Annotated in this window: 25 protein-coding genes and 1 tRNA gene; 9 read left to right on the forward strand and 17 right to left on the reverse strand. The window is 72.6% G+C overall.

The window, feature by feature from the left end; genetic code table 11:
- Positions 1–75 precede the first annotated feature (75 nt).
- Positions 76–1,698 carry a penicillin-binding transpeptidase domain-containing protein gene (locus tag ACFW48_RS07555; protein ID WP_386311339.1) on the forward strand — a complete coding sequence of 541 codons (1,623 nt, stop codon included), beginning with the start codon at positions 76–78 and terminating at the stop codon, positions 1,696–1,698.
- A gap of 30 nt (positions 1,699–1,728) precedes the next feature.
- On the opposite strand, the gene ACFW48_RS07560 is transcribed toward ACFW48_RS07555, so the two are convergent.
- On the reverse strand, positions 1,729–2,112 hold the full coding sequence (locus tag ACFW48_RS07560) for an SsgA family sporulation/cell division regulator (RefSeq protein WP_386311340.1): 384 nt from the start codon (positions 2,110–2,112) through the stop codon (positions 1,729–1,731).
- A gap of 165 nt (positions 2,113–2,277) precedes the next feature.
- On the opposite strand from ACFW48_RS07560, the gene ACFW48_RS07565 reads away from it, so the two are divergent.
- From ACFW48_RS07565 to ACFW48_RS07580, 4 genes are all read left to right on the forward strand, one after another.
- Positions 2,278–3,345, forward strand: a complete 1,068-nt coding sequence (locus tag ACFW48_RS07565; protein ID WP_386311342.1) for an energy-coupling factor ABC transporter permease — start codon at positions 2,278–2,280, stop codon at positions 3,343–3,345.
- 1 nt (position 3,346) lies between these two features.
- A complete protein-coding gene (gene cbiQ, locus ACFW48_RS07570; RefSeq protein WP_386311344.1) occupies positions 3,347–4,108 on the forward strand; it encodes a cobalt ECF transporter T component CbiQ in 762 nt (253 codons plus the stop codon).
- Complete coding sequence (locus ACFW48_RS07575; RefSeq protein ID WP_386311345.1) at positions 4,108–4,866, forward strand: energy-coupling factor ABC transporter ATP-binding protein; 759 nt, start codon at positions 4,108–4,110, stop codon at positions 4,864–4,866. Before cbiQ ends, ACFW48_RS07575 begins: the two co-directional genes overlap by 1 nt.
- Positions 4,867–4,931: 65 nt before the next feature.
- On the forward strand, positions 4,932–6,167 hold the full coding sequence (locus ACFW48_RS07580; protein ID WP_386311347.1) for a serine hydrolase domain-containing protein: 1,236 nt from the start codon (positions 4,932–4,934) through the stop codon (positions 6,165–6,167).
- Here the strand turns inward: ACFW48_RS07580 and ACFW48_RS07585 are convergent.
- The 3 genes from ACFW48_RS07585 to ACFW48_RS07595 form a co-directional block, all read right to left on the reverse strand.
- Positions 6,147–6,422 (reverse strand): DUF1876 domain-containing protein, encoded by a 276-nt coding sequence (locus ACFW48_RS07585; RefSeq protein ID WP_121747813.1) that lies wholly within the window; start codon positions 6,420–6,422, stop codon positions 6,147–6,149. The two genes, ACFW48_RS07580 and ACFW48_RS07585, sit on opposite strands and share 21 nt — an antisense overlap.
- A 106-nt stretch (positions 6,423–6,528) precedes the next feature.
- On the reverse strand, positions 6,529–7,374 hold the full coding sequence (locus tag ACFW48_RS07590) for an EamA family transporter (RefSeq protein WP_386311349.1): 846 nt from the start codon (positions 7,372–7,374) through the stop codon (positions 6,529–6,531).
- A complete protein-coding gene (locus tag ACFW48_RS07595) occupies positions 7,371–7,889 on the reverse strand; it encodes a YbaK/EbsC family protein (RefSeq protein ID WP_386311351.1) in 519 nt (172 codons plus the stop codon). Before ACFW48_RS07595 ends, ACFW48_RS07590 begins: the two co-directional genes overlap by 4 nt.
- A 145-nt stretch (positions 7,890–8,034) precedes the next feature.
- Here ACFW48_RS07595 and ACFW48_RS07600 point away from each other — a divergent pair, with 145 nt between their 5' ends.
- Positions 8,035–8,607 (forward strand): GNAT family N-acetyltransferase, encoded by a 573-nt coding sequence (locus ACFW48_RS07600; protein WP_386311353.1) that lies wholly within the window; start codon positions 8,035–8,037, stop codon positions 8,605–8,607.
- 81 nt (positions 8,608–8,688) lie between these two features.
- Here ACFW48_RS07600 and ACFW48_RS07605 read toward each other — a convergent pair whose 3' ends face one another.
- Both ACFW48_RS07605 and ACFW48_RS07610 read right to left on the reverse strand, forming a co-directional pair.
- Complete coding sequence (locus ACFW48_RS07605) at positions 8,689–10,923, reverse strand: MMPL family transporter (protein WP_386311354.1); 2,235 nt, start codon at positions 10,921–10,923, stop codon at positions 8,689–8,691.
- A gap of 115 nt (positions 10,924–11,038) precedes the next feature.
- Positions 11,039–11,638 (reverse strand): TetR/AcrR family transcriptional regulator, encoded by a 600-nt coding sequence (locus ACFW48_RS07610; RefSeq protein ID WP_386311355.1) that lies wholly within the window; start codon positions 11,636–11,638, stop codon positions 11,039–11,041.
- A 169-nt stretch (positions 11,639–11,807) separates the two neighbouring features.
- On the opposite strand from ACFW48_RS07610, the gene ACFW48_RS07615 reads away from it, so the two are divergent.
- Positions 11,808–15,275, forward strand: coding sequence for a S41 family peptidase (locus ACFW48_RS07615; protein ID WP_386311356.1), 3,468 nt, complete (start codon positions 11,808–11,810; stop codon positions 15,273–15,275).
- Positions 15,276–15,332: 57 nt separating this feature from the next.
- On the opposite strand, the gene ACFW48_RS07620 is transcribed toward ACFW48_RS07615, so the two are convergent.
- The 4 genes from ACFW48_RS07620 to ACFW48_RS07635 all read right to left on the reverse strand — a co-directional run bounded on the left by ACFW48_RS07620 (position 15,333) and on the right by ACFW48_RS07635 (position 19,046).
- Positions 15,333–15,548 (reverse strand): hypothetical protein, encoded by a 216-nt coding sequence (locus ACFW48_RS07620; protein ID WP_386311357.1) that lies wholly within the window; start codon positions 15,546–15,548, stop codon positions 15,333–15,335.
- Between the two features lie 86 nt (positions 15,549–15,634).
- Positions 15,635–16,528: an SDR family oxidoreductase gene (locus ACFW48_RS07625; RefSeq protein ID WP_386311358.1), complete on the reverse strand. Its 894-nt coding sequence runs from the start codon at positions 16,526–16,528 to the stop codon at positions 15,635–15,637.
- The gene (locus ACFW48_RS07630; protein ID WP_386311359.1) at positions 16,525–17,469 is read right to left on the reverse strand and encodes an alpha/beta fold hydrolase; all 945 of its coding nucleotides are present in this window, start codon (positions 17,467–17,469) and stop codon (positions 16,525–16,527) included. Before ACFW48_RS07630 ends, ACFW48_RS07625 begins: the two co-directional genes overlap by 4 nt.
- A complete protein-coding gene (locus tag ACFW48_RS07635; RefSeq protein WP_386311360.1) occupies positions 17,466–19,046 on the reverse strand; it encodes a flavin-containing monooxygenase in 1,581 nt (526 codons plus the stop codon). The genes ACFW48_RS07630 and ACFW48_RS07635 overlap by 4 nt, the downstream gene beginning before the upstream one ends.
- 133 nt (positions 19,047–19,179) lie before the next feature.
- On the opposite strand from ACFW48_RS07635, the gene ACFW48_RS07640 reads away from it, so the two are divergent.
- On the forward strand, positions 19,180–19,833 hold the full coding sequence (locus ACFW48_RS07640) for a MerR family transcriptional regulator (RefSeq protein ID WP_386311361.1): 654 nt from the start codon (positions 19,180–19,182) through the stop codon (positions 19,831–19,833).
- Positions 19,834–19,947: 114 nt separating this feature from the next.
- Here ACFW48_RS07640 and ACFW48_RS07645 read toward each other — a convergent pair whose 3' ends face one another.
- Positions 19,948–20,751 (reverse strand): exodeoxyribonuclease III, encoded by an 804-nt coding sequence (locus ACFW48_RS07645; protein ID WP_386311362.1) that lies wholly within the window; start codon positions 20,749–20,751, stop codon positions 19,948–19,950.
- Between the two features lie 68 nt (positions 20,752–20,819).
- On the opposite strand from ACFW48_RS07645, the gene ACFW48_RS07650 reads away from it, so the two are divergent.
- A complete protein-coding gene (locus tag ACFW48_RS07650; RefSeq protein ID WP_386311363.1) occupies positions 20,820–21,305 on the forward strand; it encodes a GNAT family N-acetyltransferase in 486 nt (161 codons plus the stop codon).
- A gap of 22 nt (positions 21,306–21,327) precedes the next feature.
- Here ACFW48_RS07650 and ACFW48_RS07655 read toward each other — a convergent pair whose 3' ends face one another.
- From ACFW48_RS07655 to moaC, 6 genes are all read right to left on the reverse strand, one after another.
- Positions 21,328–23,091 (reverse strand): hypothetical protein, encoded by a 1,764-nt coding sequence (locus tag ACFW48_RS07655; RefSeq protein ID WP_386311365.1) that lies wholly within the window; start codon positions 23,089–23,091, stop codon positions 21,328–21,330.
- A 199-nt stretch (positions 23,092–23,290) separates the two neighbouring features.
- Positions 23,291–23,364, reverse strand: a tRNA-Ala gene (locus ACFW48_RS07660).
- An 83-nt stretch (positions 23,365–23,447) separates the two neighbouring features.
- Positions 23,448–24,710 (reverse strand): gephyrin-like molybdotransferase receptor GlpR, encoded by a 1,263-nt coding sequence (gene glpR / locus ACFW48_RS07665; protein ID WP_386311367.1) that lies wholly within the window; start codon positions 24,708–24,710, stop codon positions 23,448–23,450.
- A gap of 171 nt (positions 24,711–24,881) precedes the next feature.
- Entirely contained in the window at positions 24,882–25,490 is a 609-nt protein-coding gene (locus tag ACFW48_RS07670) for a GNAT family N-acetyltransferase (protein WP_386312061.1), read from the reverse strand.
- Positions 25,491–25,513: 23 nt separating this feature from the next.
- On the reverse strand, positions 25,514–26,053 hold the full coding sequence (locus ACFW48_RS07675) for a molybdenum cofactor biosynthesis protein B (protein ID WP_386311369.1): 540 nt from the start codon (positions 26,051–26,053) through the stop codon (positions 25,514–25,516).
- Positions 26,050–26,571 carry a cyclic pyranopterin monophosphate synthase MoaC gene (gene moaC, locus ACFW48_RS07680; RefSeq protein ID WP_386311371.1) on the reverse strand — a complete coding sequence of 174 codons (522 nt, stop codon included), beginning with the start codon at positions 26,569–26,571 and terminating at the stop codon, positions 26,050–26,052. Before moaC ends, ACFW48_RS07675 begins: the two co-directional genes overlap by 4 nt.
- Positions 26,572–26,573 lie beyond the last annotated feature (2 nt).

Here is a 26,573-nt window from a genome sequence, read left to right on the forward strand (position 1 = left end):
CCGGGCGCCGCGGAGGAACGGGACACAGTGGGCAGCAGAAGGGCCGCCGGCGAGCGGCGGAGGACGAAACCCGCCGTGATCGGCAGCGTGGCCGCGGTGGTCGTGGCCGGCGCCGGATTCGGCGCCTACGCGGTGTACGGCGGCGGGGCCGGCACCGAGGACGGCGCCCGGACGACGTCCGCGGCCGGGGAGGAGGTGAAGTCGGGCCCCCTCACGGCGGCCGAGGTCACCTCGACGGCCCAGCGGTTCCTGACCGCCTGGCAGCAGGGCGACGTCGCCGGGGCGGCCGCCGCGACCGACGACGCCGAGGCCGCGAAGGCCCTGCTCACCGGCTACGCCAAGGACGCCCGGGTCAAGGACGTCACCCTCACCGCGGGCACCCCGGCCGGGGAGAAGGTCCCGTTCGCCGTGAAGGCCACCGTCGCGCACGAGAAGACGACGAAGCCTCTGGCGTACGACAGCGCGCTGACCGTCGTCCGCCGGGCCGGCGACGGCGAGCCGCGCGTCGACTGGCACTCCGCCGTCGTCCACCCGGAGCTGAAGGACGGCGACAAGCTGGTCACCGGGGAGGCCGGGGCCCCGCCGGTCGAGGCGCTGGACCGGGACGGCGCGGAGATCACCGCCGCGAAGTACCCGTCGCTCGGCACCGTCCTGGACGGCCTGCGCGAGAAGTACGGCGAGCAGGCCGGCGGCACCCCGGGCATCGAGCTGCGCGTGGTCCGCGGCAAGGAGTCGAAGGCGGCGAAGGCCTCCGACAAGACGCTGCTGGAGCTGAGCGAGGGCACGCCCGGCACCGTGCGGACGACCCTGGACCCCGCCCTCCAGGCCGCCGCCGAGAAGCAGGTGGCCGGCAAGGCGCGGGCGTCGGTGGTCCTGCTGCGCGCCTCCACGGGTGAGGTCCTCGCGGTCGCCAACGGCGGACACGGCTTCAACACCGCCTTCCAGGGCTCGCTGGCGCCCGGCTCCACGATGAAGGTCGTCACCGCCTCGATGCTGATCGAGAAGAACCTGGCGTCGACGGACAAGAAGCACCCGTGCCCGAAGTACTTCAGCTACGGCGGCTGGAAGTTCCAGAACGACGACAAGTTCGAGATCAAGGACGGCACCTTCAAGGCGAGTTTCGCCCGTTCCTGCAACACCGCCTTCATCAGCCAGGCCCCCGAGCTGGCCAACGACGACCTGACCAAGCAGGCGAAGGAGGTGTTCGGCCTGTCGATGAACAACTGGTCGGTCGGCGTGCCCACCTTCGACGGCTCGGTGCCGGTGCAGAGCGCGGCCCCGATGGCCGCCTCCCTCATCGGCCAGGGCGGGGTGCGGATGAACCCGCTGAACATGGCGTCCGTGTCGGCGACCGTGAAGTCGGGCAGCTTCCACCAGCCGTACCTGGTCGCCCCGTCGGTCGACGGGCGCAAGCTCGCCACGGCCTCCCGGACGATGTCGTCGTCGACGCTGGCGCAGCTGCGCGAGCTGATGTCCTACACGGCGGCGGCGGGCACCGCCGCGGAGGCGATGGCCGGGGTCGGCGGTGACGCCGGTGCGAAGACCGGCTCGGCGGAGGTCGACGGGCAGGAGAAGCCCAACGGCTGGTTCACGGCGTACAAGGGCGACCTGGCCGCGGCGGGCGTGGTCCAGCAGGGCGGCCACGGCAGCGAGTCCGCGGGCCCGATCGTCGCGGCGCTGCTGAAGAACGCCGGCTGAGCATCGGCGTGGGCACGTGCGGCCGGTGGCTCAGTGGGCCACCGGCTGGGCCACCGCCGTGTAGGTCCGGCGCAGGAACCGGATGAGCGCCTTGGTCTCGAACTGGACCACGGAGCAGCCCTGCGGGGTGTGGAACTCGACGACCGCCTGCACCCGCCCGCACGGCCACACCCGCACCTCGCCGCTCCCGGCGGGGGCGCGCAGGCCCTGTTCCAGCAGCGCCCGGTCGAAGGTCCACTCACGGAAGGCGGGGCCCGGACCGCGGCCCCGCGCGGGCAGTCCGACGCACACCGACCGCGGGTCGTGGTCGGGGTCGTAGCGCAGCACGACGGGTATCGCTCCGCCGTCGTCCTCGTCCGGAAGGTCCGCGTCCGTCAGAACGTGGGCTCGTGCGTACTGTTCGACAACGGACATCGGATCGCCCCTTGCGCTGTGCCACCTGTGCGAATGCTCTGCTTCCACCCCTTCTCCAATGTCCCATATTTCCCGTACCACGCCCTTCGAGGCGTATATCACATGTGAGATCAGCCTTTACCTCGCTCTTGCAAAGGGGTTGCAACTGGTCCCTATCATCGAGTCGTGCACGTACCTGACGGATTCATCAACGCCCCGACCTCCGCCGTGACCGGAGTCGTCGCCGCGGGCGCCATCGCGGTCAGCCTGCGCGGCGCGCGACGCGAGCTGGACGAGCGGACCGCGCCCCTGGCGGGGCTGGTCGCGGCGTTCATCTTCGCGGTGCAGATGCTGAACTTCCCCGTCGCCGCCGGCACCAGCGGACATCTGCTCGGCGGTGCCCTCGCCGCGATCCTGGTGGGCCCCTGCACGGGGGTGCTGTGCGTCTCCGTCGTCCTGCTCATGCAGGGCATCCTCTTCGCCGACGGCGGCCTGACCGCGCTCGGCGTGAACATCACCGACATGGCGATCGTCACCACGGTCGTCGCCTACGCCCTCTTCCGGGGCCTGGTGAAGGTCCTGCCGCGCACGCGCCGCTCGGTCACCGTCGCCTCCTTCGTGGCCGCCCTCGTCTCCGTACCGGCCGCCGCACTCGCCTTCACGTTCCTGTACTGGATCGGCGGCACCACCGACGTCGCCATCGGCAAGGTCGCCACCGCGATGGTCGGCGTGCACGTGCTGATCGGCATCGGCGAGGCCGCGATCACCGCACTGACCGTCGGCGCCGTCATCGCCGTACGCCCGGACCTCGTGTACGGGGCGCGCGGCCTCACGCGGAAGCTCAAGCTGCGCGTGAACGGCGAACTCGTCGACGTCCCCGACGCCGAGCCGGCCACCGCGCCCGCCGCCGCCCGCTCCCACCGCAAGCTGTGGATCACGGGCCTGGTCACCTCGCTGGTCCTCGCCGGCTTCGTCAGCTTCTACGCCTCCGCCGACCCCGACGGCCTGGAGAAGGTCGCCGCCGACAAGGGCATCGACGAGAAGGCCGAGGAGCACGCGAGCGCCGGCTCCCCGCTCGCCGACTACGGCGTCGAGGACATCACCGACGCCCGCGTCTCCGGCGGCCTGGCGGGCGTGATCGGCGTCGGCGTCACGGTCGTCGCGGGCAGCGCGGTGTTCTGGTCGGTGCGCAGGCGGCGCGGCGACGACGCCTCGCCGACGAGCGTCCCGGACCGCACGGACACGAGCGCCTGACGTGGGCGCAGGGCACGCGCACCGGCTCTACCGGCACGGGCACTCCCCCGTGCACGGTCTGCCGCCGCACACCAAGCTCGCCGCGACCTTCGCCTTCGTGATCGTCGTGGTGTCGACGCCCCGCGAGGCGATGTGGGCCTTCGGCCTCTACGCGCTGCTGCTCGCGGCGGTGGCGTACGCCGCCCGGGTCCCGGCCGGCTTCCTGCTGGGGCGGCTGCTGATCGAGGTGCCGTTCGTCGCGTTCGCGGTGCTGATGCCGTTCGTGGCCCAGGGCGAGCGGGTCGAGGTGCTCGGCATGTCGCTGAGCGTGAACGGCCTGTGGGGCGCCTGGAACGTGCTGGCCAAGGGCACCCTGGGCGTCGCCGCCTCCGTGCTCCTCGCCTCCACCACCGAGCTGCGTGAACTCCTGCTCGGCCTCCAGCGCCTGAAGCTGCCGCCGCTGCTGGTGCAGATCGCGTCCTTCATGATCCGGTACGGGGACGTCATCGCGGACGAGATGCGCCGGATGCGGATCGCGCGGGAGTCGCGCGGCTTCGAGGCGAAGGGCGTCCGGCACTGGGGCGTGCTCGCCAAGTCGGCCGGGGCGCTGTTCATCCGCTCCTACGAGCGCGGCGAGCGCGTCCACCTGGCCATGGTCAGCCGCGGGTACGCCGGTTCGATGCCGGTGATCGACGAGGTGACCGCGTCCCGGGCGCAGTGGTCGTACGCGCTGGCCCTCCCGTGTGCGGCGCTCGTCGTCTGTCTGCTGGGATGGGTGCTGTGATGGGTGCTGTGACAGCTTCTCTGGAGGTCTCCGGCCTCGCCTACGCCTACCCCGACGGGCATCAGGCCCTCTTCGGCGTGGACTTCTCCGTCGCCCGCGGCGAGCGGGTCGCGCTGCTCGGCCCGAACGGCGCGGGCAAGACGACGCTCGTCCTCCACCTCAACGGCATCCTGACCGGTGGCACCGGCACGGTCACCGTCGCCGGGCTGCCCGTGGACAAGCGGAACATGGCGGAGGTCCGGCGCCGGGTCGGCATCGTCTTCCAGGACCCCGACGACCAGCTCTTCATGCCGACCGTGCGCGAGGACGTGGCGTTCGGACCGGCGGCGGCCGGGCTGAAGGGGGCGGAGCTGGAGCGTTGCGTGGACCGGGCGCTCGCCCTGGTCGGCATGGCGGAGTTCAAGGACCGGCCCCCGCACCACCTCTCCTTCGGCCAGCGACGCCGGGTGGCGGTGGCGACCGTGCTCGCCATGGAGCCGGAGATCCTGGTCCTGGACGAGCCCTCGTCCAACCTGGACCCGGCCTCCCGCCGCGAACTCGCCGACATCCTGCGCTCCCTGGACGTCACCGTCCTGATGGTCACCCACGACCTGCCCTACGCCCTGGAGCTGTGCCCCCGCGCACTGATCCTCAGCGACGGCGTGATCGCGGCGGACGGCCCGACCGCCGGCCTGCTCTCCGACGACGAGCTGATGCGCGCCCACCGCCTGGAACTGCCCTTCGGCTTCGACCCGCGGTCGGTGTCGGCGAGCGGGTGAGGAATCGCAGGGGACCGGCGACGGTTGCACCCACTGTCGCAGGCGATCGGAAGGGACCCGGAAACGTGGACGCGGACACGGACGTTGACGTGCACGGCACAGTGGCCGAGGGCTTCGAGCCGGTCAGGGACGCGTTCGCACGCAACTTCGCGGCGCTCGGGGACCGGGGCGCGGCGGTCGCCGTCTACCGGGACGGGCGCAAGGTCGTCGACCTGTGGGGCGGCACCAGGAACGTCGATGACACAGCCGGCGGCGAACCGTGGCGCCGGGGCACCGCCCAGGTCGTGCGCTCGGCCACGAAGGGCGTCGCCGCCGCCGTACCGCTGCTGCTGCACCAGCGCGGGGAGCTGGACCTGGACGCTCCGGTGGGCGAGTACTGGCCTCAGTTCAAGGCGCACGGCAAGGAGCGGGTGCTGGTCCGGCACGTGCTGAACCACCGGGCCGGGCTGCCGGTCCTCGACCGTCCGCTCACCCCGGACGAGGCTCTCGACCCGCTGCGCGGGCCGCAGGCCGTCGCCGCCCAGGCACCCGTCTGGGAACCCGGCACCGACCACGGCTACCACGCGCTGACGTACGGCTGGCTGCTCGACGAACTGGTCCGCAGGGCGACGGGCGGGCGGAGCACCGGCGAGTGGATCGCGGACGAGATCGCGCGGCCGCTGGGCCTGGACCTGTGGCTGGGGCTGCCCGCCGCGGAGGAGGCGGCGGGCCGGGCCGGGCGGGTCGGGCGCGTCGAGGACCCCGAGCCGTCGGGGAGCGGCCCGCGCCTGCGCCCCAAGCGTGCGGTCACCGAGGCCTACCAGGACCCGGGCTCCCTCACCCGCCGCGCCTTCGCCGCGATCACGCCGTTCCCCGACCAGAACGACCCGGCGTACCGGGCGGCGGCCCTCCCCGCGACCAACGGCATCGCGACGGCCGACGCGCTGGCCCGCTTCTACGCGGCGCTGATCGGCGAGGTCGACGGCGTGACGCGGCACGCGCGGCTCTTCGACCCGGCGACGCTGGAGCGGGCCCGCGCCGAGGAGTCGGCCGGGCCGGACCGGATCCTCGTCGTGGGCACCCGTTTCGGCCTCGGCTACATGCTGCACGGCAGCGCGTCCCCGTTCCTGTCCCCCGGCTCCTTCGGCCACCCGGGCCGCGGCGGCGCGCTCGGCTTCGCCGACCCGGAGGCGGGCATCGCCTTCGGGTATGTCACCAACGGCTTCCGCAAGACCGTGACGGCGGACCCGCGGGCGCAGGCGCTGGTGCGTGCGGTGCGGGCGTCACTCCGGCGGACCGGCTCAGACGTGGATGGGGTGTGAGGTCCTCCCCGACGCCGCGTCGATCTCGTCGTGCGCCTTGGTGAGCAGTTGCATCGCCAGCTCGTTCAAAGCACGCGCCCCCGCGACCTCCTCGCCGACCCTCGGCTGATGGGAGTCGACGCGGTGGCGGCTGGCGTGGCCATGGCCGCGGACCTCGCTGCCGTCGGGGAGCCGCACCATCGCGACCGCCCGCGTGTGCTGGTCGTCCTCCATGAACTCCAGCTCGACATGCCATCCCACTGCGGTGTGCATCATGACGATCACCTCCAAAACACCTGCTTCCAGGGTGCTCCTCGCAGCCGCCGTGCGCACTATCGCGCGGCGGTCCGGCTGCCGGGCGGCGGTGTGTCCCGCGGCCGGTCTATCCCGTGTGCAGCATCAGTCCGATCCCGACGACGAGGAGGCCCGCCGCCGCGATCCGGGGAGCGCCGAACCGCTCCTTGAAGAAGAGGGCCCCTATCGCCGCGCCGACCAGGATCGAGGACTCGCGCAGGGCGGCGATCGGCGCGAGGGCGGCGCGGGTCTGGGCCCACAGGACCAGCGCGTACGCGGCGACGGACAGGCCCGCGCCGAGCAGTCCCAGACCGGCGTGCGGCCGCAGCAGCGCCCAGGCACCGGTGCGGTGGCGGTACAGGAAGTACGCCGGGAGGACCGTCCCCTGCACCGCCATCAGCCAGGCGATGTACCCGAGGGAGGACCCGGAGGCGCGTACGCCCAGCCCGTCGACGACCGTGTACGCCGCGATGGTCGCCCCGGCCGCCAGAGCCGCGCCGATCGCCGCCCAGTCGGGCCGGCGCCCGCGCAGCCCCCACAGGGCGACGCCGGTCAGCCCCGCGCAGGACACCAGGACGCCCCCGGTCGCCCAGCCGTCCGGCACCTCGTGCGCGAAGACGGCGGCGAGGACGGTGACCAGCAGCGGCGCGCTGCCGCGGGCGATCGGGTAGGCCTGGCCGAAGTCGCCCAGCCGGAAGGACCGCATCAGCAGGGCGTAGTACGCGATGTGGATCGCTGCGGAGACGAGAAGGTACGGCCACGCGCCGGCCGCCGGGAACGCCGTGAACGGCAGCAGCGCGAGCCCGATGAGCATCCCGCCGCCCGAGATCAGCGCGAAGCCGGTCAGCTTGTCCGTGATCCGGTGGGCGATGGCGTTCCAGCTCGCGTGCGTGACCGCGGCGAGCAGGACGGCGCCGGTGACCAGGGGTGTCACTCGGAGCGCTCGCGCACGTCCACGAGGGTGGCGCCGGCGGTGGCGACGAGCTCCTTGGGTTCCATCGGGAAGACGGCGTACGGGGTGCCGGCGGCGGCCCAGACGACCTCGTGGGCGAGGAGGGAGCGGTCGGCGAGTACCCGGGTCCTGCTCCGGTGCCCGAAGGGCGGCACGCCGCCGATGGCGTAGCCGGTGGTCTCCCGTACGACGTCGGCCTTGGCCCGCGTGACCTTCTCCGCGCCGAGCTCCTCCCGGACCCGCTCCAGGTCGACGCGTGAGGCGCCGTCCATGAGGACCAGTACGGGCACGCCGTCGGCGGCGAAGACGAGCGACTTGCAGATCTGGCTCAGCTCGCACCCGATGGCGGCCGCGGCCTCGGCGGCGGTGCGGGTGGCCTCGGGGAAGCGCCGGGCCCGTCCGGCCAGGTCACCGAGGCCGAGTCCGCGCAGGGCCTCGGCGAAGCGGGGGTGGGCGGCGGAGGGCTCGGCGTGGGAGGTGCCGTCGGTCGTAGTCATGAGCGGCACGGTAGCGGTGGGTGTACGTAGCAGGCGACCGGGATTGTCCGTCGGAAACCGTCGCAGGCGGAGCGGGAGACCGTGCGGCGCCGCCGAGACCGCTGGTCGCCCGCCGGCCCTCGCGGTCGAACGTAGGGTGACCGGAATGAGCGATGATCCCGTGATACTGCGGCCGGCGGCCGAGGACGACCTGTCGGTGCTCGAGCGATTCCTGACCGATCCGGAGGCGGCCGGACCGTTCCAATGGCTGGGCTGGTCGGACCCGGGGCGCTGGCGTCGTCGCTGGGCGCAGGACGGGCTGCTGGGTGACGACGGGGGGCTGCTGATGGTGGTGTCCGGCGCGGACCCACTCGGCTTCGTGGCGTGGCGAAAGGTCGTGACCTCGCGGAACTCGTACTGCTGGAACATCGGGGCCCAGTTGCTGCCGGAGGCCCGGGGCCGCGGTGCCGGCACCCGGGCCCAACGACTGCTGGTGGAATACCTGTTCGCACACACACCCGTGGTCAGACTCGAGGCGGACACCGAGACGCGGAACATCGCCGAGCGGCGCGCGCTGGAGAAGTCCGGCTTCACTCGTGAGGGCGTGCTGCGCAGCACCGTCTTCCGGAACGGGCGGTGGAGGGACGTCGTGCGCTACAGCGTGCTGCGCGAGGACATGGCCGCGGACGAACCCGCCGGCCACCCGTCACTCCGGGCCGCCCCGACGGTCACTTCGTGACAGAGGAAGCCGGTGAGGGCAACCCCGTCCCCACGGAGCCCTCACCGGCTGGTCTGTCGTCCTCCTGTCAGAGGTGGCGCGTCAGGTGCGTGCCAGCTCCCGGTCCTCGTCGGGACCCGAGCCCCGCTCCTCGGCCGTGCGCAGGCCCTCGCCCTCGACGTCCACGTTGGGCAGCGCGCGGTCCAGCCACCTCGGCAGCCACCAGGCCTTCTTGCCGAGCAGGGCGAGGACCGCCGGGACGATGGCCATGCGGACGACGAACGCGTCGAAGAAGACGGCGATCGCCAGGCCGAAGCCGATCATCTTGACCATCGACTCGCTGGATCCGATGAAGCCCGCGAAGACCGCCATCATGATGACCGCCGCGGCGGTGACGACCCTCGCTCCGTGCCGGAAGCCGGTGACGACCGCCTGGTTGGGCTTCTCGCCGTGGACGTGGGCCTCCCGCATGCGGGTGACCAGGAAGACCTCGTAGTCCATCGCCAGGCCGAAGACCACGCCGACCATGAAGATCGGCATCATCGACATGACCGGGCCGGTCTCCTCCACGCCCATCAGGCCGGACAGCCAGCCCCACTGGAAGACCGCGACGACCGCGCCCAGCGCCGCCATGACGGAGAGCAGGAAGCCGAGGGCCGCCTTCAGCGGGACCAGGATCGAGCGGAAGACCACGATCAGGAGGAGGAAGGCCAGGCCGACGACCAGGACCAGGTACGGCAGCAGCGCGTCGTTCAGCTTCTCGCTGACGTCGATGTTCATCGCCGTCGAGCCGGTGACCAGGGTCTCCGCGCCGGTGTCGGCCTTGATGTCGCCGCCCGCGTCGCGGATGGCGTGCACCAGGTCCTCGGTCTGGACGGAGGACGGCTTGGAGTCCGGGATCACGGTGATCGTCGCGGTGTCGCCGCCCTTGTTGGGGGCGGGCGGGGTGACCGCCACGACGTCGTCGAGGCCCTTGATCTCGTTGGAGACGTCGGTGAAGACCTGCTTCGGGGCGTCGCTGCCCTTCGCGTCGACGACGACCATCAGGGGGCCGTTGAAGCCCGGCCCGAAGCCCTCCGACAGGAGGTCGTACGCCCGGCGCTGGGTCGTGGACGTCGGCTGGGAGCCGTCGTCGGGCAGGCCCAGTTCCAGGGAGGTGGCGGGGATCGCGGCGGCTCCGAGGCCGATGACGCCCAGGAGCAGGACGGCCAGCGGGCGGCGGACGACGAAGCTCGCCCAGCGGGTGCCGAGGTTGGCCTTGGCCGGCTTGCCGTCGGCCTTCGCGTCGTTCTTCTTGCCGGCGCCGCCCAGGAGCTTGCTCTTCGCGCCGGTCGGCTTCACCCTGCGGCCGGCGTAGCCGAGCAGTGCGGGGACCATCGTGAGAGCGATCAGGACCGCGATGGCGACGGTGCCGGCCGCCGCGATGCCCATCTTGGTCAGCATCGGGATGTTGACGACCGCGAGGCCCACCAGGGCGATGACGACCGTGAGGCCGGCGAAGACGACCGCCGAGCCGGCGGTGCCGACCGCCCGGCCCGCGGCCTCCTCGCGCTCACGTCCCTCGGCGAGTTCGGCGCGGTAGCGGGAGACGATGAACAGGGCGTAGTCGATGCCGACCGCGAGGCCGATCATCATCGCCAGGATGGAGGTGGTGGAGCCCAGCTCCAGTGCGCCGGCGAGGGCGGTGATCGAGGAGACGCCGATGCCGACGCCGATCAGGGCCGTGAGGAGGGGCAGTCCGGCCGCGACCAGCGAGCCGAAGGTGATGACGAGGACGACGGCGGCGACCGCGATGCCGATGACCTCGGTGGCGCCGGTGTGCGGGACGGCCTGGAGCGCGTCACCGCCGACCTCGACGGTCAGCCCGGCGTCGCGCGCCTGCTGGGCGGCGTCCTCCAGGGCGTCCTTGGTGGTGTCCTCCAGCTCCATGCCGGAGACGTCGTACCTCACCGACGCGTAGGCGATCGTGCCGTCCTTGCTGACGGCGTTGCCCGTGTACGGGTCGGCGACCGAGGCGACCTCGGAGCCGTCGGCCAGGTCGGCGACCGTCTTCTCGACGGTCGCCTTGTTGTCGGCGTCCGTCATCGTCTCGCCGGACGGTGCCTTGAAGACGACGCGTGCGGTCGCCCCGTCGGCGCTGGTGCCGGGGAAACGCTCCTCCAGCAGGTCGAAGGCCTTCTGGGCCTCGGTGCCGGGGATGGAGAAGGAGGTGGTGCCGGCGGGCGGGGCACTGGCCGCGCCGACGCCCGCGAGCGTCAGCAGCGCCACCCATATCAGGGCGACGAAGTGCCGCCGACGGAAGGCGAGCCGGCCGAGTTTGTAGAGGAACGTGGCCACGAGGGCGTACTCCCGGTCAGGTCGTGGGAACTTCAGGGCAGGGGGATCGGCCCGACGACGTGAGCGGTTACGTCAGGTGGGGCTCAGCTGGGGGGGACGTGTCGGGGGTGACGTGTCAGGTGGTGGGGGCGCCGAGGGCGGGGAGGATCACGGCGTCGATGTACGAGGTGAGGAAGGCCCGGGTCGGGGGCTGGTCCTCGAGCAGCGTGCGGGTGGCGAAAGCACCGACCAGCATGGGCACGAGGAAGTCCAGTGCCGGGCAGTCCGCTCTGATCTCGCCCCGGTCGACGGCGCGTTGCAGCAGGTGCCGGAACTCCGCCATCTCCGGTTCGACGAGTTGGTCCCGGAAGGCCTGGCGCAGGTCCGGGTTCTGGTGGAGGGCCATGGCCACGCCGCGCATCAGCGCGGAGTTCTGGGCCATGGTGCAGTCGTCCTCGCGGGCCATCAGGGCGTGCAGGTCGCCGCGCAGCGTGCCGGTGTCGACATCGCCGATCTCACCGGGCTTGTTGTGCCGCATGGCCTTGACGACCAGCTCGGGCTTGCCGCCCCACTGGCGGTAGAGCGTCGCCTTGCTGGACCGGGTGCGGGCCGCCACGGCGTCCATGGTGAGGGCGTCGTAGCCGACTTCCCGGAGCAGGTCGAGCACGGCCTCGTACAGCTCGGCCTCGCGCTCGGGAGTGATCCGGCTGCGGCGCGCGGTGGCTGCCTCGGTCATCTCGCTCGCCCCTCTCCGTCCCACTCCGTCTGAACGACACCGTTTCGTACACCACGAATGTACCCCACCCCCTAGCGAAACGAAACGGTTTCGTTCGTGGTCTGGGTCACGGTTGTCGGCTACTCATAAGTCGCGGGCCGAGTTGCCGGGGTCCGGCCCCGGGCAAAGCATGGGGTGGGTGAGTTATCTGCGCCTTCCGCACCTCAGTGGCGACCAGCTGTGCTTCGTGGCCGAGGACGACCTCTGGCTCGCGCACCTCGACGGTCCGGGCCGTGCCTGGCGGCTCACCGTCGACCGCACCAAGGCCGGCCACCCGCGCTTCTCGCCCGACGGCCGCCACATCGCCTACACCAGCTGGCGCAGTCTGTCGCCGGAGGTCCACCTCGTGCCGGTGGACGGCGGACCCGGACGGCGGCTCACCCACTGGGGCGGCCTCGACACCCGGGTCTGCGGCTGGTCGCCCCCCGAGCCCGACGGCCACGCCGCCATCCTCGCCGTCGCCTCGCACGGCGAGCCCTTCTCCCACCTGACCTGGGCCTACAAGGTCATCCCCGACGGCGGCCCCGGCCGCAAACTGCCCTGGGGGCCGGTCACCGACATCCAGGCCGCCGACCTCGACGGGGAACGCAAGACCCTCCTGCTGACCGGCACCCCGCCGCACGAACCCGCCGCCTGGAAGCGCTACCGGGGCGGCGCCACGGGCCGGCTCTGGCTGCACGGGCAACGGCTCCTGCCCGACCTCCAGGGCCATCTGCACTCCCCCATGTTCGTCGGCGGCCGGATCGCCTTCCTCTCCGACCACGAGGGCGTCGGCAACCTCTACTCGTGCGCCCAGGACGGCTCCGACCTGCGCCGCCACACCGACCACGACGCCTGTTACGCCCGGCACGCCGCGAGCGACGGCGACCGCGTGGTGTACCAGTGCGCGGGCGACCTGTGGATCGTCGACGACCTGGCGCCCGGCTCGGTGCCGCGCCGGCTCGACGTCCGGCTGAGCGGGCCGCGCGCGGGACGGCGTACGTACCAGGTGCCCGCCGCCCAGCACGTGGGCGGCGTCTCCGTCGACGAGACGGGCCGCGCGAGCGCCGTCGTCGTACGCGGCAGCCTGTACTGGCTCACCCACCGCGACGGCCCGGCCCGGACCCTCGCCGACACCCCGGGAGTGCGGGTGCGGCTGCCGGAGATGCTCGGGGCGAGCGGGCGGATCGCGTACGTGACGGACGCGGAGGGCGAGGACGCCGTCGAGATCGCCCACCTGCCGCGCGCGACCGGGGGCCGTGCGCCCAGGCGGCTCGCCTCGGGGAGGCTGGGCCGGGTCCTGGAGCTGGTCTCGGACCCGGCGGGCGAGCGACTCGCCATCGCCTCGCACGACGGCCGGCTCCTGCTGCTGGACGTCTCGGAGGAGGACGCGGAGGTCGCCCAGGCGCTGGATGCGGTGGACACGGTGGACACGGGGAGCCCGGCGGAGGCAGTGGACACGGTGGCCGCCGACACCGGCACCGGCGGCGGCGCGGACCCGGACCCGGACGGCGCGACGGAGGGTGCCGGGGACAGCGGCACGGCGGCGAGGGCCTCCGGCCTCACCGCAGCCGCCGCAGGCCGCGTCACCGAGCTGATCCGGTCCGTCAACGGTCCCGTGAGCGACCTCGCCTTCTCCCCGGACGGGACCTGGCTCACCTGGTCGCACCCGGGCATCGGACGCTCGCTGCGGCAGATCAAGATGGCCCGGATCAACGGGCAGAACGGGCAGGACGGGCAGGAGGGCCCGCTCGTCGTCGACGTCACCGACGGGCGCTTCGAGGACGAGAACCCGGTGTTCACCCGGGACGGCCGCTACCTCGCCTTCCTGTCCTGGCGCGGCTTCGACCCGGTGTACGACGTGCACACCGGGGACCTGTCCTTCCCGCTGGGCTGCCGCCCCTACCTGGTGCCGCTGTCCTCCGCGACCCCCTCCCCCTTCGCGCTGAACCCGGAGGGCCGTCCCGCCGCCGGGGGCCTGGACCCGCTGGAGGACGAGCCCGGCGAGGGCGGCGCGGTGACCGTCGAGGTGGAAGGGCTGGAGAGCCGGGTGACCCCGTTCCCGGTCACCGCGTCCAAGTACTCGGCGCTGCACCCGGTCGCGGGCGGCGGCCTGGTCTGGCTGCGCTGGCCCATCTCCGGCGCGCTCGGCGAGACCTTCGCCAACCCGGCGGACCCGAGCGAGCGGCCCACCCTGGAGCACTTCAACCTCGCCAAGGCGAAGAAGTCCGAACTGGTCGACCACCTCGACTGGTTCCGGGTCAGCGGCGACGGCACCCGCCTGGTCGTGCTCGACGAGGGCGACCTGCGCGCCGTACCGGCGACCGAGGGGGGCGACGGCGACTCGACCACCTGGATCGACCTGCGCCGCATCCTGCACGAGGTCGACCCGGCCGCCGAGTGGCGCCAGGCGTACGACGAGGCGGGCCGCCTGATCCGCGCCTACTTCTGGGACCCCGGGATGTGCGGCATCGACTGGGACGCGGTGCTGGACCAGTACCGGCCGCTGCTCGAACGGGTCGCCTCCCCTGACGAGTTCGCCGACCTGCTCCGCGAGGTGCTCGGCGAACTCGGCACCTCGCACGCCTACGTCGCCGCCGCCCGCCGCAACGAGGGCCCGGCGCACTACCAGCGCTGGCAGGGCCTGCTCGGCGCCAACTTCGTGTGCCGGGACGGCCACTGGGTGGTCAAGCGCATCCTGCCCGGCGACTCCTCCGACTCCAAGGCCCGCTCCCCGCTGGCCGGCACGGGCATCCGCGAGGGGGCGGCGCTGACCCACGTCGACGGCCGCCCGGTGGATCCGGTGGCGGGTCCGTACCCGCTGCTGGCGGGCGCGGGCGGTACGACGGTGGAGCTGACCTTCACGCCGGGCGGGGGCGGCCCGGGGCCGGCCCGCCGGGTCGCCGTCGTACCGCTCGTCGACGAACGGCCGCTGCGCTACCAGGACTGGGTGGCCAAGCGCCGCGAGGTGGTGCGGGAGTTGAGCGGCGGGCGGTGCGGCTATCTGCACATCCCCGACATGGGCGGCTCCGGCTGGGCGCAGTTCAACCGCGACCTGCGCATGGAGGTGTCCCGGCCCGCGCTGATCGTGGATGTGCGCGGCAACGCGGGCGGGCACACCAGCGAACTCGTCATCGAGAAGCTGACCCGCACCATCCTGGGCTGGGACCTGACGCGCGACGCGCAGCCGGTGTCGTACACCTCCAACGCCCCGCGCGGGCCCGTCGTGGCGGTCGCGGACGAGGCCACGTCCTCCGACGGCGACATGATCACCGCCGCGTTCAAACTGCTGCGCCTCGGCCCGGTGGTCGGACAGCGCACCTGGGGCGGGGTGGTCGGCATGACCGGCCGGCACCGCCTCGGCGACGGCACGGTGATCACGGTGCCGATGAACGCGGCCTGGTTCGACGCGTACGGCTGGTCCGTGGAGAACCACGGCGTCGCCCCCGACGTCGAGGCGCTGCGCACGCCGCTGGACTGGGCCGAGGGCCGCTACCCGGTGCTGGACGAGGCGGTCCGGCTGGCACTGGAGCTGCTGGCGACCAACCCGCCCGCCACGCCGCCCGGTTACGAAGACGTACCCGACCGCTCCCGCCCGCCGCTGCCGCCCCGGGCATGAGGAAGGGGCGCCCTCCGTGACGAACGGGGGGCGCCCCTTCAACTCAGCGGCGGCGCGTCAGGCGTCGAAGCTCTCCTCGAACCGCTCGTCCGCGTCACGGCGGCGCGTGGACGGGTCACGCTCCTCCGCGTCCCGGCGGCGCGACGGGTCCATCTCGTCCTCGTCACGACGGCGGTCGCGGTTCGGGAACTGCTCCCTGGCCTGGTCGGCCCGCTGCTTGCCCTGCTGCTGCATGCGCTCGGCCTTGTCCTGGAACTGGTCCTTCATACCCATGTGGGTTCACTCCTGTGATGTTCGGGCCCGGCCGGATCGGCCTGGCTCGATCAGATTCACATGGGCCGTGACCGTGCGCATGTCGATCACTTACGGACCGTAGTGGCGCTGGTCGGACGCTGTTCGTCGGCCGCTCCGCCCGCGCCGACCAGCCCGACGCGCACGCCGTTCAGCCGGTCCCCGAAGCGCCGCATCTCGCGCTGTCCGACGGTGCCGATGACGGCCGGCAGGTAGCCGCGCATCCCCTGCATGCCGCGCAGCCACCACTGCCCGTAGACGTGGGCCGAGCGACGTTCGATGCCCTCCACGAGCCGGTCGACCGCCGGGCCCAGCGGATAGGTCTTGTTCGACGGCCAGGGCAGCCGCTGCCGCAGTTCGCGCATGACGTCGTCCTGGTCCGCGCCGCGCACCATGTCGGTGTCGGTCCAGGACAGATAGCCGACGCCGACCTTCACGCCCCGGTGTCCGACCTCGCCGCGCAGGCAGTGCGCGTACGCCTCGACACCGGACTTGGAGGCGCAGTAGGCACTCATCATCGGCGCGGGCGTGAGGGCGGCGAGGGACGCGATCTGGAGCAGGTAGCCGCGGCTCTCCAGCAGCGCCGGCAGGAAGGCGCGGGCCGTGACCGCCGACCCGATCAGGTTGACCTCGACGACCCGCCGCCAGGACTCCGGGTCGGAGTCGACGAAGGGCCCGCCGGTGGCGACGCCGGCGTTGGCGACGACGATGTCGATCCTGCCGAACCGTTCCTTGACCTCACCCGCGACCCGGGCCATCGCCTCGTGGTCGGTGACGTCGGCGTGCCAGTGCTCGCTCTCGCTGTGCAGCCGGGCGGAGACCTGCTTGAGCTCGTCCGGCTCCAGACCGACCAGGGCGACCTTCACCCCGCGCGCGGACAGCTTGCGGGCCAGCAGTTCCCCGACGCCCCGCGCGGCTCCGGTGACGACGGCGACCCGCCCTTCCAGGCTCACCCTGCTCATGCGCTCTCCTCGGCGTGTACGGCACGCTCGGTGCGTGCGGCGGATATGTGGGTGGCGGCGAGGGCGCGTATCTTCCCGGTGACCAGCTCCGGCGCCTCCACCGGCGTCATGTGGCCGAGGCCCACAAGCTCCGTCAGGCCCACGCAGTGGGGCAGTGCGGCGGCCAGCGAGCGGGCGTGCACGGGCGGGGTCAGCCGGTCGGCGGTGCCGACGACCACCTCCACCGGCATCGTCAACTCCCGTACCCCGTGGTCGAGGTCGAGCAGGTCCAGCACCTCCGACCAGGCGCGCCGTACCTTGCGCGGGCAGGCGTGCACGATGCGGGCGCAGGCGTCGACCATGTGCGGGGCCGAACCGGGGCCCATCGTCCCGTACTTGAGGATCCTGCGCGCAAGCGGCGTGACCGGCCCGAGCGGCGCCCGGGAGCCGAGGATCCGCCGGGTCAGCCAGGTGCGTACCCGGCCCTCCCCGAGCGGCACCACGGTCGAGGAGGCCACCAGCCGCGAACTGCCCGTGCTGCACAGCAGGACGGCCGCCGCGTGTTCGCGCACCGCCGGCCGGGTCGCGGCGGCCATCACCGTCATCCCGCCCATGGAGTGCCCGGCGATCACGGCCTGCTCGCCCGGTGCGAGCGTGGCCGTGAGGACGGCTTCCAGGTCGTCGGCGAGGGGCTCGGTGCCGCACGCCGGGTTCGCCGGGCTGCGGCCGTGGCCGCGCTGGTCGAAGACGACGACCCGGTGGTCGGCGGCCAGCGCGCGGACCTGCGCCGCCCAGAAGGCGGTCGAGCAGGCCCAGCCGTGCGCGAGGACGACCGCGGGGGCGTTCTCCGGGCCGTGCACCTGGACGTGTATCCGGGCGCCGTCGGCGGCGGTGACGGTCAGCTCGCGGGCGGGGGCGGGCGGCGCGTACGGCCCGGCGGCGACGTGCAGCAGGCGGCTCACGCGCCCACCTCGGCGTTCGCGCCCGCACCGGGTGCCGCCTCGGCGTTCGCGCCCGCGCCGGCGTTCGTGCGCGGCCCAGCGGCCGCCTCGGCGACGGCCGGGCGCAGCACCTCGTACTCCGCGAGGTCCACGCGCCGCGTCGCGCGCCGGAACTCGGCGGTCGTGCCGGGCCAGACGGTGGTGTTGCGGCCGCTCGCGTCCAGGTACCAGCTGGTGCAGCCGCCGGTGTTCCACACCGTGCGCTTCATGCGCTCCTGCACCCGGTGGTTCCAGTTCCGCACGGCGGCGGGGCGGGCGTCGAGGGCGGCCCGGCCGCCGAGGACGCTGATCTGCCGCAGGTAGTCGGCCATGTAGTTGAGCTGCGACTCGATCATCAGGATCATCGACGAGTTACCGAGGCCGGTGTTGGGCCCGATGACCGTCATGAAGTTGGGGAAGCCGGCCGCCGAGGCGCCGCGCAGGGCCTCCATTCCCCCCTTCCAGGTCTCGGCGAGGGTCCGCCCGTCCGCGCCCACGACGCGCTCGGCGATGGGCATGTCGGTGACGTGGAAGCCGGTGCCGAAGATGATCGCGTCCACCTCGGCCTCGGTTCCGTCGGCCCCGACGAGGGTCGAGCCGCGCACCTCGCTCAGACCGCTGGCGACGACGTCGACGTTGGGCTTGGCGAGCGCCGGGTAGTACTCGCTCGACAGCAGGATCCGCTTGCAGCCGATGCGGTAGTCGGGGGTGAGTTTGGCGCGCAGGGCCGGGTCCTTGATGGCGGCGCCCATGTTGCGCTTGGCGATCTGCTCGACGAAGCCCAGCTCGCCCGGGTGCTTGGTGAAGGCCTGCACCTGGAGTTCCCGGATGCCCCACAGCAGCCCGCGGCGCAGCTTGGTGGTGACGGGCAGCGCCCGGTGCAGGGCGCGCTCGGCGCCGCTGATCGACCGGTCCATGCGGGGCATCACCCAGGCCGGGGTGCGCTGGAAGAGGGTGAGGCGGCCGGCCTTCGGCTGGATGGACGGCACGATCTGGATGGCGGAGGCTCCGGTGCCGATCATGGCCACCCGCTTGCCGGTGAGGTCGTAGTCGTGGTCCCAGCGGGCCGAGTGGAAGACCTTGCCGGGGAAGGAGTCCAGCCCTGGGATGTCCGGGACCTTCGGGTCGGACAGCGGCCCGGTCGCGGACACGACGACGTCGGCGGTCAGCCGGCCGCTCACGGTCTCGATCTCCCACCGCAGCCGCTCGCCGTCCCACGCCATCCGCTTCACCTCCGAGTCGAAGCGGAGGTGGGGGCGCAGCCCGAAGGTGTCGGTCACGTGCTCCAGGTAGGCGCGGATGTGCTCCTGCCCGGAGAAGGTGCGCGGCCACTCCGGGTTGGGCGCGAAGGAGAAGGAGTACAGGTGGGACGGCACGTCACAGGCGCACCCGGGGTAGCTGTTGTCCCGCCACGTACCGCCGACGCTCGAGGCCCGCTCCAGCACCACGAAGTCCGTGATCCCCTCGCGCCTCAGCCGCACGGCGGCACCCAGCCCGCCGAAGCCGGACCCGATCACCGCCACCCGCACGTGTTCTTGAACCTGCTCGTGCTCGGCCATCCCGAAGCCTCCACGCGTCGCCTAGAACTCCGCCAGTGAACACTGGCGCAATGGGGAGAGTAGAACAGCTCCGTACTCGTGGGTAGGGGTCGGGCCGAAGAAAGTTACCGCCGGTACGACTTAGGGTCGGGGCGTGACCGAGAAGCGCGAATACCGCATGGAGGAACTGGCCGGGCTGGCCGGCATCACGGTGCGCACCCTGCGCTTCTACCGCGAACGCAAACTGATCCCGCCGCCCCGCCGCGAGGGCCGCATCGCCTGGTACGACGACCACCACCTGGCCCGCCTGCGCACCATCGCGGCACTGCTGGAACGCGGCCACACCCTGAACGGCATCGCGGAACTCGCCGACGCCTTCGACCACGGCCGCGACGTCGGCGACCTGCTCGGCCTCGGCGAACCCACCGAGGAGACCCCCGTCCGCCTCACCCCCGAGGAACTCGCCGCCCGCTTCGAGGGCGAGGTCACCCCCGAGAACCTCGCCGCCGCGATGGACCTCGGTTACCTCGGCACCGACGGCGACGAACTCGTCCACATCAGCCACCGCCTGCTGGAGGTCTCCTCGGCCCTGGTCCGCGAGGGCATCCCGCTCGGCGAGGTCCTCCAGGCCGGCGCCCGCGTCCGCGAACACGCCGACGCCCTCGCCGACCTCTTCGCCGACCTGATCCTGCGCCACGCCCCCGAGGGGGAACTCCACCGACTGCGCCCGCTCGCCCGCAGCGTGATCGAGGCGGAACTGTCCCTGGCGCTGGACCGGCGGATACGGAAGCAGGCCAACGAGGACTGACCGGGGTCCAGGTGTGCTGTCCGGCGGATCATGCCGCAGACGCGGGGGTGGACACGTCCATCCGCGCTGATGAGGCGCCGTCGCTTTGCTGCGACCTGAACCGCCGGACAGGCCCTAGCGGTCGTAGACGACCGTCACCGGGGCGTGGTCGGACCAGCGCTCGGCATGCGTGGCGGCCCGCTCGACGTGGCCCTTGACCGCCTTGGCGGCCAACCCCGGGGTGGCCACGTGGTAGTCGATGCGCCACCCGGAATCATTGTCGAAGGCCCGCCCCCGGTACGACCACCACGAGTACGGCCCCTCGGCGTCCGGGTGCAGGGCGCGCACCACGTCCACGTAGCCGCCCTCCGCCGGATCCAGGACCCGCCCCAGCCACTCCCGCTCCTCCGGCAGGAAGCCGGAGTTCTTGGTGTTGCCGCGCCAGTTCTTCAGGTCGGCCTGCCGGTGGGCGATGTTCCAGTCGCCGCAGACGACGACTTCGCGGCCGTCGGCGGCGGCGCGCTCGCGCAGTTCCTTGAGGTAGGCCAGGAACTCGCCCATGAAGCGGACCTTCTCGTCCTGGCGCTCGGTGCCGACCTCGCCGGAGGGGAGGTAGAGGGAGGCGACCGTCACACCGGGCAGGTCGGCCTCGACGTACCGGCCGCTGGTGTCGAACTCCGTCGAGCCGAAACCGACCTGGACCCGGTCGGGCTCGCGGCGGGTGTAGAGGGAGACGCCGGCGCGGCCCTTGGCGGCGGCGGGGGCGTGCGTCACGTGCCAGCCGTCGGGCGTGCGGACGTGTTCGGGCAGCTGCTGGGGCTCGGCCCGCACCTCCTGGAGGCACAGCACGTCGGCGGAGGTGTCGGCGAGCCACTCCACGAAGCCCTTCTTCGCGGCGGCGCGCAGACCATTCACGTTTACGGAGGTCACGGTGAGCACCAGGGCACGATACCGGCACACTGGACGATGTCCCGCTCCGGATGACGCATCCATATACGGTAGGTAGCATGAACATACGCCGGGTCCCCTTCGACCACCCCGACGCCGTGAAGCTCAACGACGAGGTCCAGGCCGAGTACGACGTCCGCTACGGCGACGGCGGCGACGCCACGCACCTGGATCCGTCGGACTTCGCGCCGCCGAACGGCCTGTACCTGATCGCGTACGACGAGAACGGCGTCCCGGTCGCCTCCGGCGGCTGGCGCGGCCAGGAGACCAACGACGAGGGTTACCGCGACGGGGACGCCGAGCTGAAGCGGATGTTCGTGATCGAGCAGGTGCGCGGGCGCGGTCTGGCCCGCCGCATCCTGGCCGCCCTGGAGGAGGACGCCCGTGCGGCGGGCCGGACCCGCATGGTGCTGGAGACCGGCACCAAGCAGCCGGAGGCCGTGGCCCTGTACACCTCCAGCGGCTACGAGCCCTGCGGGAAGTTCGGCTTCTACCGCTTCCACGAGGAGAGCCTCTGCTACGCGAAGGCTCTCCAGGTCCCGTAGCGCCTGCCCGTCAGGGTCCTCGTCACCCCGCGTCGGCTGCCGCGCGTCGGCGTGAGACGGCGAAGAGCACGCCGCCCGCGGCGAGCGCCAGCGCCGCGCCGGCCGAGGCGAGCAGGGCCGTGGAGCCGGTGGAGGCCAGCAGGCCGCCCTGGCCGTCCTGACCGCCCTGCGGCGACTGGCCGCCGGTCGTGCCGCCGGTGGACCCGGCACCGCCCGCGCCGGTGCCGCCGGTGGCACCCCCGGTGGAGGCCGAGCCGCCGGTCGTGCCGGTGCTGCCGCCCGTGGTCTCCGAGCCGCCCGTGGTGCCGGAACCGCCCGTGCCGCCGCCGTCGGTACCGCCCGTGCCGGTACCGCCGGTGTCGCCCGGCGTCTCCTCGTCGCCGGTGCCGTTCAGCACGATCCAGCCGGCGTCGTTGGACGGGTCGCCCTCCCACGGGTTGTCCCACTCCGGAAGGGCGATCTTGCCCTTGGCGCCCTCGACGACCTTGTCGATGCGGAGCTGGAAGGCGAAGGTGCGCCGGTCGTCCTCGAGGAACGGGGTGTCGGCGAAGCAGAGGTACTCGGACGTGGCCTCGCCGTTCATGGGACGGCAGGGGCTGTCCACGACGCTCGCGCCCTCGGGGATCTGCACGCTGAAGCCCAGCGGCTCACCACCCGAGCGCAGCGCCCCGATCCAGGCGGGTCCGTGGTTGCTCAGGCCGATGTCGACCGTGACGGTCTCGCCCTGCTCGCCGTCGACGCGCGCACCGGTGAGGTCGAGGTCGTAGCTGTTCTGCGTGGGCAGGTCGATCTCGGCGTACTTCGTGTAGTCGCCGCTCTGGCCGCCCTTGACCGGCTTCAGGGTAAGCGTCCTGCCGGAACCCTGCCGGTAGTCGGCGCCCGACCGCAGCGCGCCGGCCTCCTCGGCGCCGACCGCGTCGAAGCCGTAGTGGAAGATGTCGCCGAGCGCGAAGTCCGCGGTCTTCACCCGGACCGGCTCGCTCAGTTCGTAGGCCGTGCCCGGCAGGAATTCGCCCTCGAAGGTGCACAGGGCGACCTTCTGATAGCGGATCAGGTCGTCCTTGTTCTCCTCCGCGTACGAGCAGTTGTCGTACGAGTCGGGGAAGGACAGGCCGCGCGTGCCGCCGAAGCGCAGCACCACGCCGTCGGCCGACATGCTGCCGACGTTGCGGAAGCCGAGCGGGGCACTGTAGGTGTCACCGGCCTCGAAGTCCTCGGGTTCGGCCGGGAGCTTCTTCTTCAACAGCTCCGGCCCGCCGACCAGCACGTCGACGGTGTGCTCGTTGAACTCCAGGCCCTCGCCCGCGCCCGTCACCTGTATCTTGCCGAAGTCCCCGGCCTCGGCGGTGTCCTTCAGGTCGAGGCGGATGTTCCAGCTCGGGTTGTAGGAGTCGCCGGGGTACAGGCTGCTCGCGTCGCAGACGGCGGTCAGTCCGTCCACGTCGCACGACTGTGGCAGGTCGACCTCGGCGAAGCCCTTGAGCGCGGTGGCGTCGATGGTGACGCGGTAGCCGTTGTTCGGGACCGGCTCCGGGTCCGTGCCGCTGTCCGGGTCGTACTCCCCCGGCCCGGTGATGCCCAGCCGGATCTGCGGCTCCCCGGGCTCGCCCTCGGCCCCGTCCAGCGCCAGGTCCACCTTGTCCGGACCGGTGATGGTGACGGGAAGCGGCGCCTGGCCGCCCTCCGCGTGTGCGACTCCGGCCATTGCGAGCGTGGCGAGTCCCGCAACGGCCACGTGGGCCACTGCCGCGCGAGCCCACGGCGCGCGCAGGGAGCTACGTCTCATGTGTTCTCTTCCGTTCCCCAGACGACAGGACGGCGCCACTGCGGTGACGCCGCGCACAGGTGACCCACTGGTAACGGTGAAGGTTGCACAAGGCCCGATCACGGATTTATCTCGGCCATACGTGCCTACAGGCGCGCCCCGGAAACGACGAAGGTCCCGTCCGATCGTGATGATCGGACGGGACCTTCGCCAATGTGCGTGGACCTGTGGGGATTTGAACCCCAGACCCCCTCGATGCGAACGAGGTGCGCTACCAGACTGCGCCACAGGCCCTTGCGACGAGTGAAACTTTAGCACCCCGACCGGCCTGCTCAAAAATCGCTTCCGACCGGCGAGCGGGCGGCCCCGGCGGAGGGCTACTCGTTGGCCGCGCGGGGGCGGTCCCCGTCCTCGTACTGGTCGAAGAGGGGGGTCCGGCCCCGTTCCCGGGACCGGCGGGCGGACGCGGCGCGGCGGGCGTCGCTACGGCCCGGGGTCTCCGCCCGGTCCTCGGTGTGGGCCGCCGGGTGGTCCCGCCCGGGGTCGGCCGCCGCGTCCTCCTGCTCGGCGACGGCGCTGGAGCGTGCCGAGCTCCAGGCGTCCGGCGCCGCGAGGTCCACGTCGGGCGTGGCGCGGGGGGCGACCGGCGCGGTCACGTAGGTGGGCAGGGGTACGGGCACCGGGTCCCAGCTGTCGCCCTGCGGCCGCCGCTGCCGTTCGCGCTGCTGGTCGACCCACTCGGCGTGGTCGGTCTGCTCCACCAGCGCGCGCCGGTCCGCGGCGAGCGCCGACAGGCCGGAGTCGGGCTCCTCCTCGGGTCCCTCGTCCGGCTCGTCGGCGTCGGGGTCGCCGACGGGACCTGCGGGGCCGGCGGGGTCGGCGGGCATGCGCCGGCGCGGCCGACGGTCGCCGGCGCGCAGCCGCTGCGCGGCGACCTCCGCCTGGCGGCGGTCCATGTGGAAGGCGAACCGGTGGCGTTCCTGCGAACGCAGATAGGCGATGTAGGCGCTGAGCAGCACCGCGGGCACCCCGGGCGCCCACAGGAAGGCGAGCCCGCCGACCGCCGCGACGACCGAGCCGAGGGTGAAGGCCAGGAACAGCATCACCGTCGTACGCCGACGGCGCGCGAGCACCTTGGTGCGCCGGGCCCGGGCCGCGGCCGCCGGTGAGACGGGTGCGCGCCGGGCCTGCGGCACGCGCTTGCGCGCCGCTGCCGCACCGGGTCCGGGGGACTGCTCGGATCTGGGGCCGTGCGGGCGTCCGCCGGTCTCCTGGCGCGCCGGTTCGGACTGCCACGCCGGTTCGGGCTGCTCCGCGGGCTGGGCCGCGGGCTGCTGCCGTGCGTCGGGGCGAGGGTGCCGGCGCGTTCTGGACACGGCGAAGGCCCGGACGTCCACCGAGTCGGTGACGGCGTCCGGGGCGTCGGCGTCGGGCTCCGCTTCGTCGGCGGAGCGCGACCGCAGGTCCTTGGCGTACCGGCGCTCCATGCCCGCCCGTCCGGACAGCAGCCGGATGGCGGTGCTGAAGCGTTCCGTCGGACGGGCCTCGTTCAGCTCGTCCTCCCTACGGAGCCACATCGGCACCAAGTAGGCGGCCCAGGCCCCGACGATGACTGCGTAGATGAGGCCGCTGCTGCTCACGCCTCACACGGTAGAGGGGTTTGCTTGAGGCCATCCGCCAATTGAGCCGGTGTGTCGCACGATCTGGCTGATATTTCGAACTTTTTTTGTGACCGATGCGATCAGCCGACTACCAGGGTCGCGAAATTATCCGTTCCGGACGGTCGCACCCTGGCCTTTTCGAACGTTTATTCAATTACCGGTCTTCCGCGTACTCCGGCCCCGTGACCGGTGCCAGCGCCGCAACAGCCCCTCCGGGACCTCTTCCGCGGTGAGCGCGAAGACGAGATGGTCGCGCCAGGCTCCGTCGATGTGGAGATAACGCGGCCTGAGACCCTCCTCGCGGAATCCGAGTTTCTCCACGACCCGGCGACTGGGCGTGTTCTCGGGGCGAATACAGACCTCGACGCGATGCAGTCCGACGGTGCGGAAACAGTGGTCCACCACCATCGCCACGGCGGTCGGCATCACCCCGCGGCCGGCCACCGCCTCGTCCACCCAGTAGCCGACGTGCCCGGAGCACATCGAGCCCCAGGTGATGCCGGCCACCGTCAACTGCCCGACCAGTCGCCCCTGGTACTCGATGACGAACGGCAGCATCCTGCCCGCGTGGGCCTCGGACCGGAGGTGCCGCACCATCTGGCGGTAGGTGGGCCGGTGCGTGAGCGGCCCGCCGGGCGTCGGCGGCGGAATCGTCGCCTCCCACGGTCGCAGCCAGTCGCGGTTGCGCCGGTTGACCTCCCGCCAGGCCCGCTGGTCGCGCAGCCTTATCGGCCTGATGACGATGTCGCCGTCCACCAGCTCCGCGGGCCAGGATGGGCTGTTCAGCTCGCACCCCCACCACTGGCGGGTCTGGCGTGGTCGCCGCCGCGGAGCTGGTCCACGGCGTGCGTCAGCAGCGGCTCCAGCACGGCGAGGCCGTCCTTCACCCCGCCGGAGGACCCCGGCAGGTTGACGATCAGCGTGCCGCCCGCCACTCCGGCCAGGCCCCGGGAGAGCACCGCGGTCGGCACCTTGTCCCGGCCGTACGCCCGGACGGCCTCCGCGATGCCGGGGACCTCGTAGTCGATCACCGCCCGGGTCGCCTCGGGGGTGCGGTCGGTGGGCGAGATGCCGGTGCCGCCGGTGGTGACGATCACGTCGTAGCCCGCCTCGGCGCCCGCTCGCAGGGCGGCCTCGACGGGGTCGCCGTCGGGGACGACCCGGGGGCCGTCGACGGCGAAGCCGAATCGGCGCAGGCCCTCGGCGATCAGCGGCCCGCCCTTGTCCTCGTAGACCCCGGCGGCGGCCCGGTTGGAGGCGGTGACCACCAGGGCGCTGTACGGCGCGAGCAGGGCACCGTCCACCGACGCGTCCAGTGTCATGCCCGGCTCCAGTCGCCCGACTTGCCGCCCGTCTTCTCCTCCACGCGCACGTCCGTGATGACCGCTCCCTTGTCGACCGCCTTGACCATGTCGATCACGGTGAGCGCGGCGACGGAGACCGCGGTGAGCGCCTCCATCTCGACACCCGTGCGATCCGTCGTGCGCACCGTGGCGGTGATCTCCACGGCGTCGTCCGCGACCGACAGGTCCAGTTTCACACCGGAGACCGACAACGGGTGGCACAAGGGGATCAGGTCCGGGGTGCGTTTGGCGCCCATGATGCCCGCGATGCGCGCGGTGGCGAGGGCGTCGCCCTTGGGGACCCCCTCGCCGCGCAGCAGTTCGACCACACGGGGCGCGACGAGGACGCGTCCGCTCGCGCGCGCGGTGCGTGCGGTCACTTCCTTGGCGGACACGTCGACCATCCGGGCGGCGCCCGCCTCGTCGATGTGCGTCAGCCGGTCCTGCGGGTCGTGCGCGTCCTGGCCGTAGTGCGGGGGTCGGTCCTGCGTACTCATGC

The organism is Streptomyces sp. NPDC058812 (assembly GCF_042744565.1).
Classification (GTDB): domain Bacteria; phylum Actinomycetota; class Actinomycetes; order Streptomycetales; family Streptomycetaceae; genus Streptomyces; species Streptomyces thinghirensis.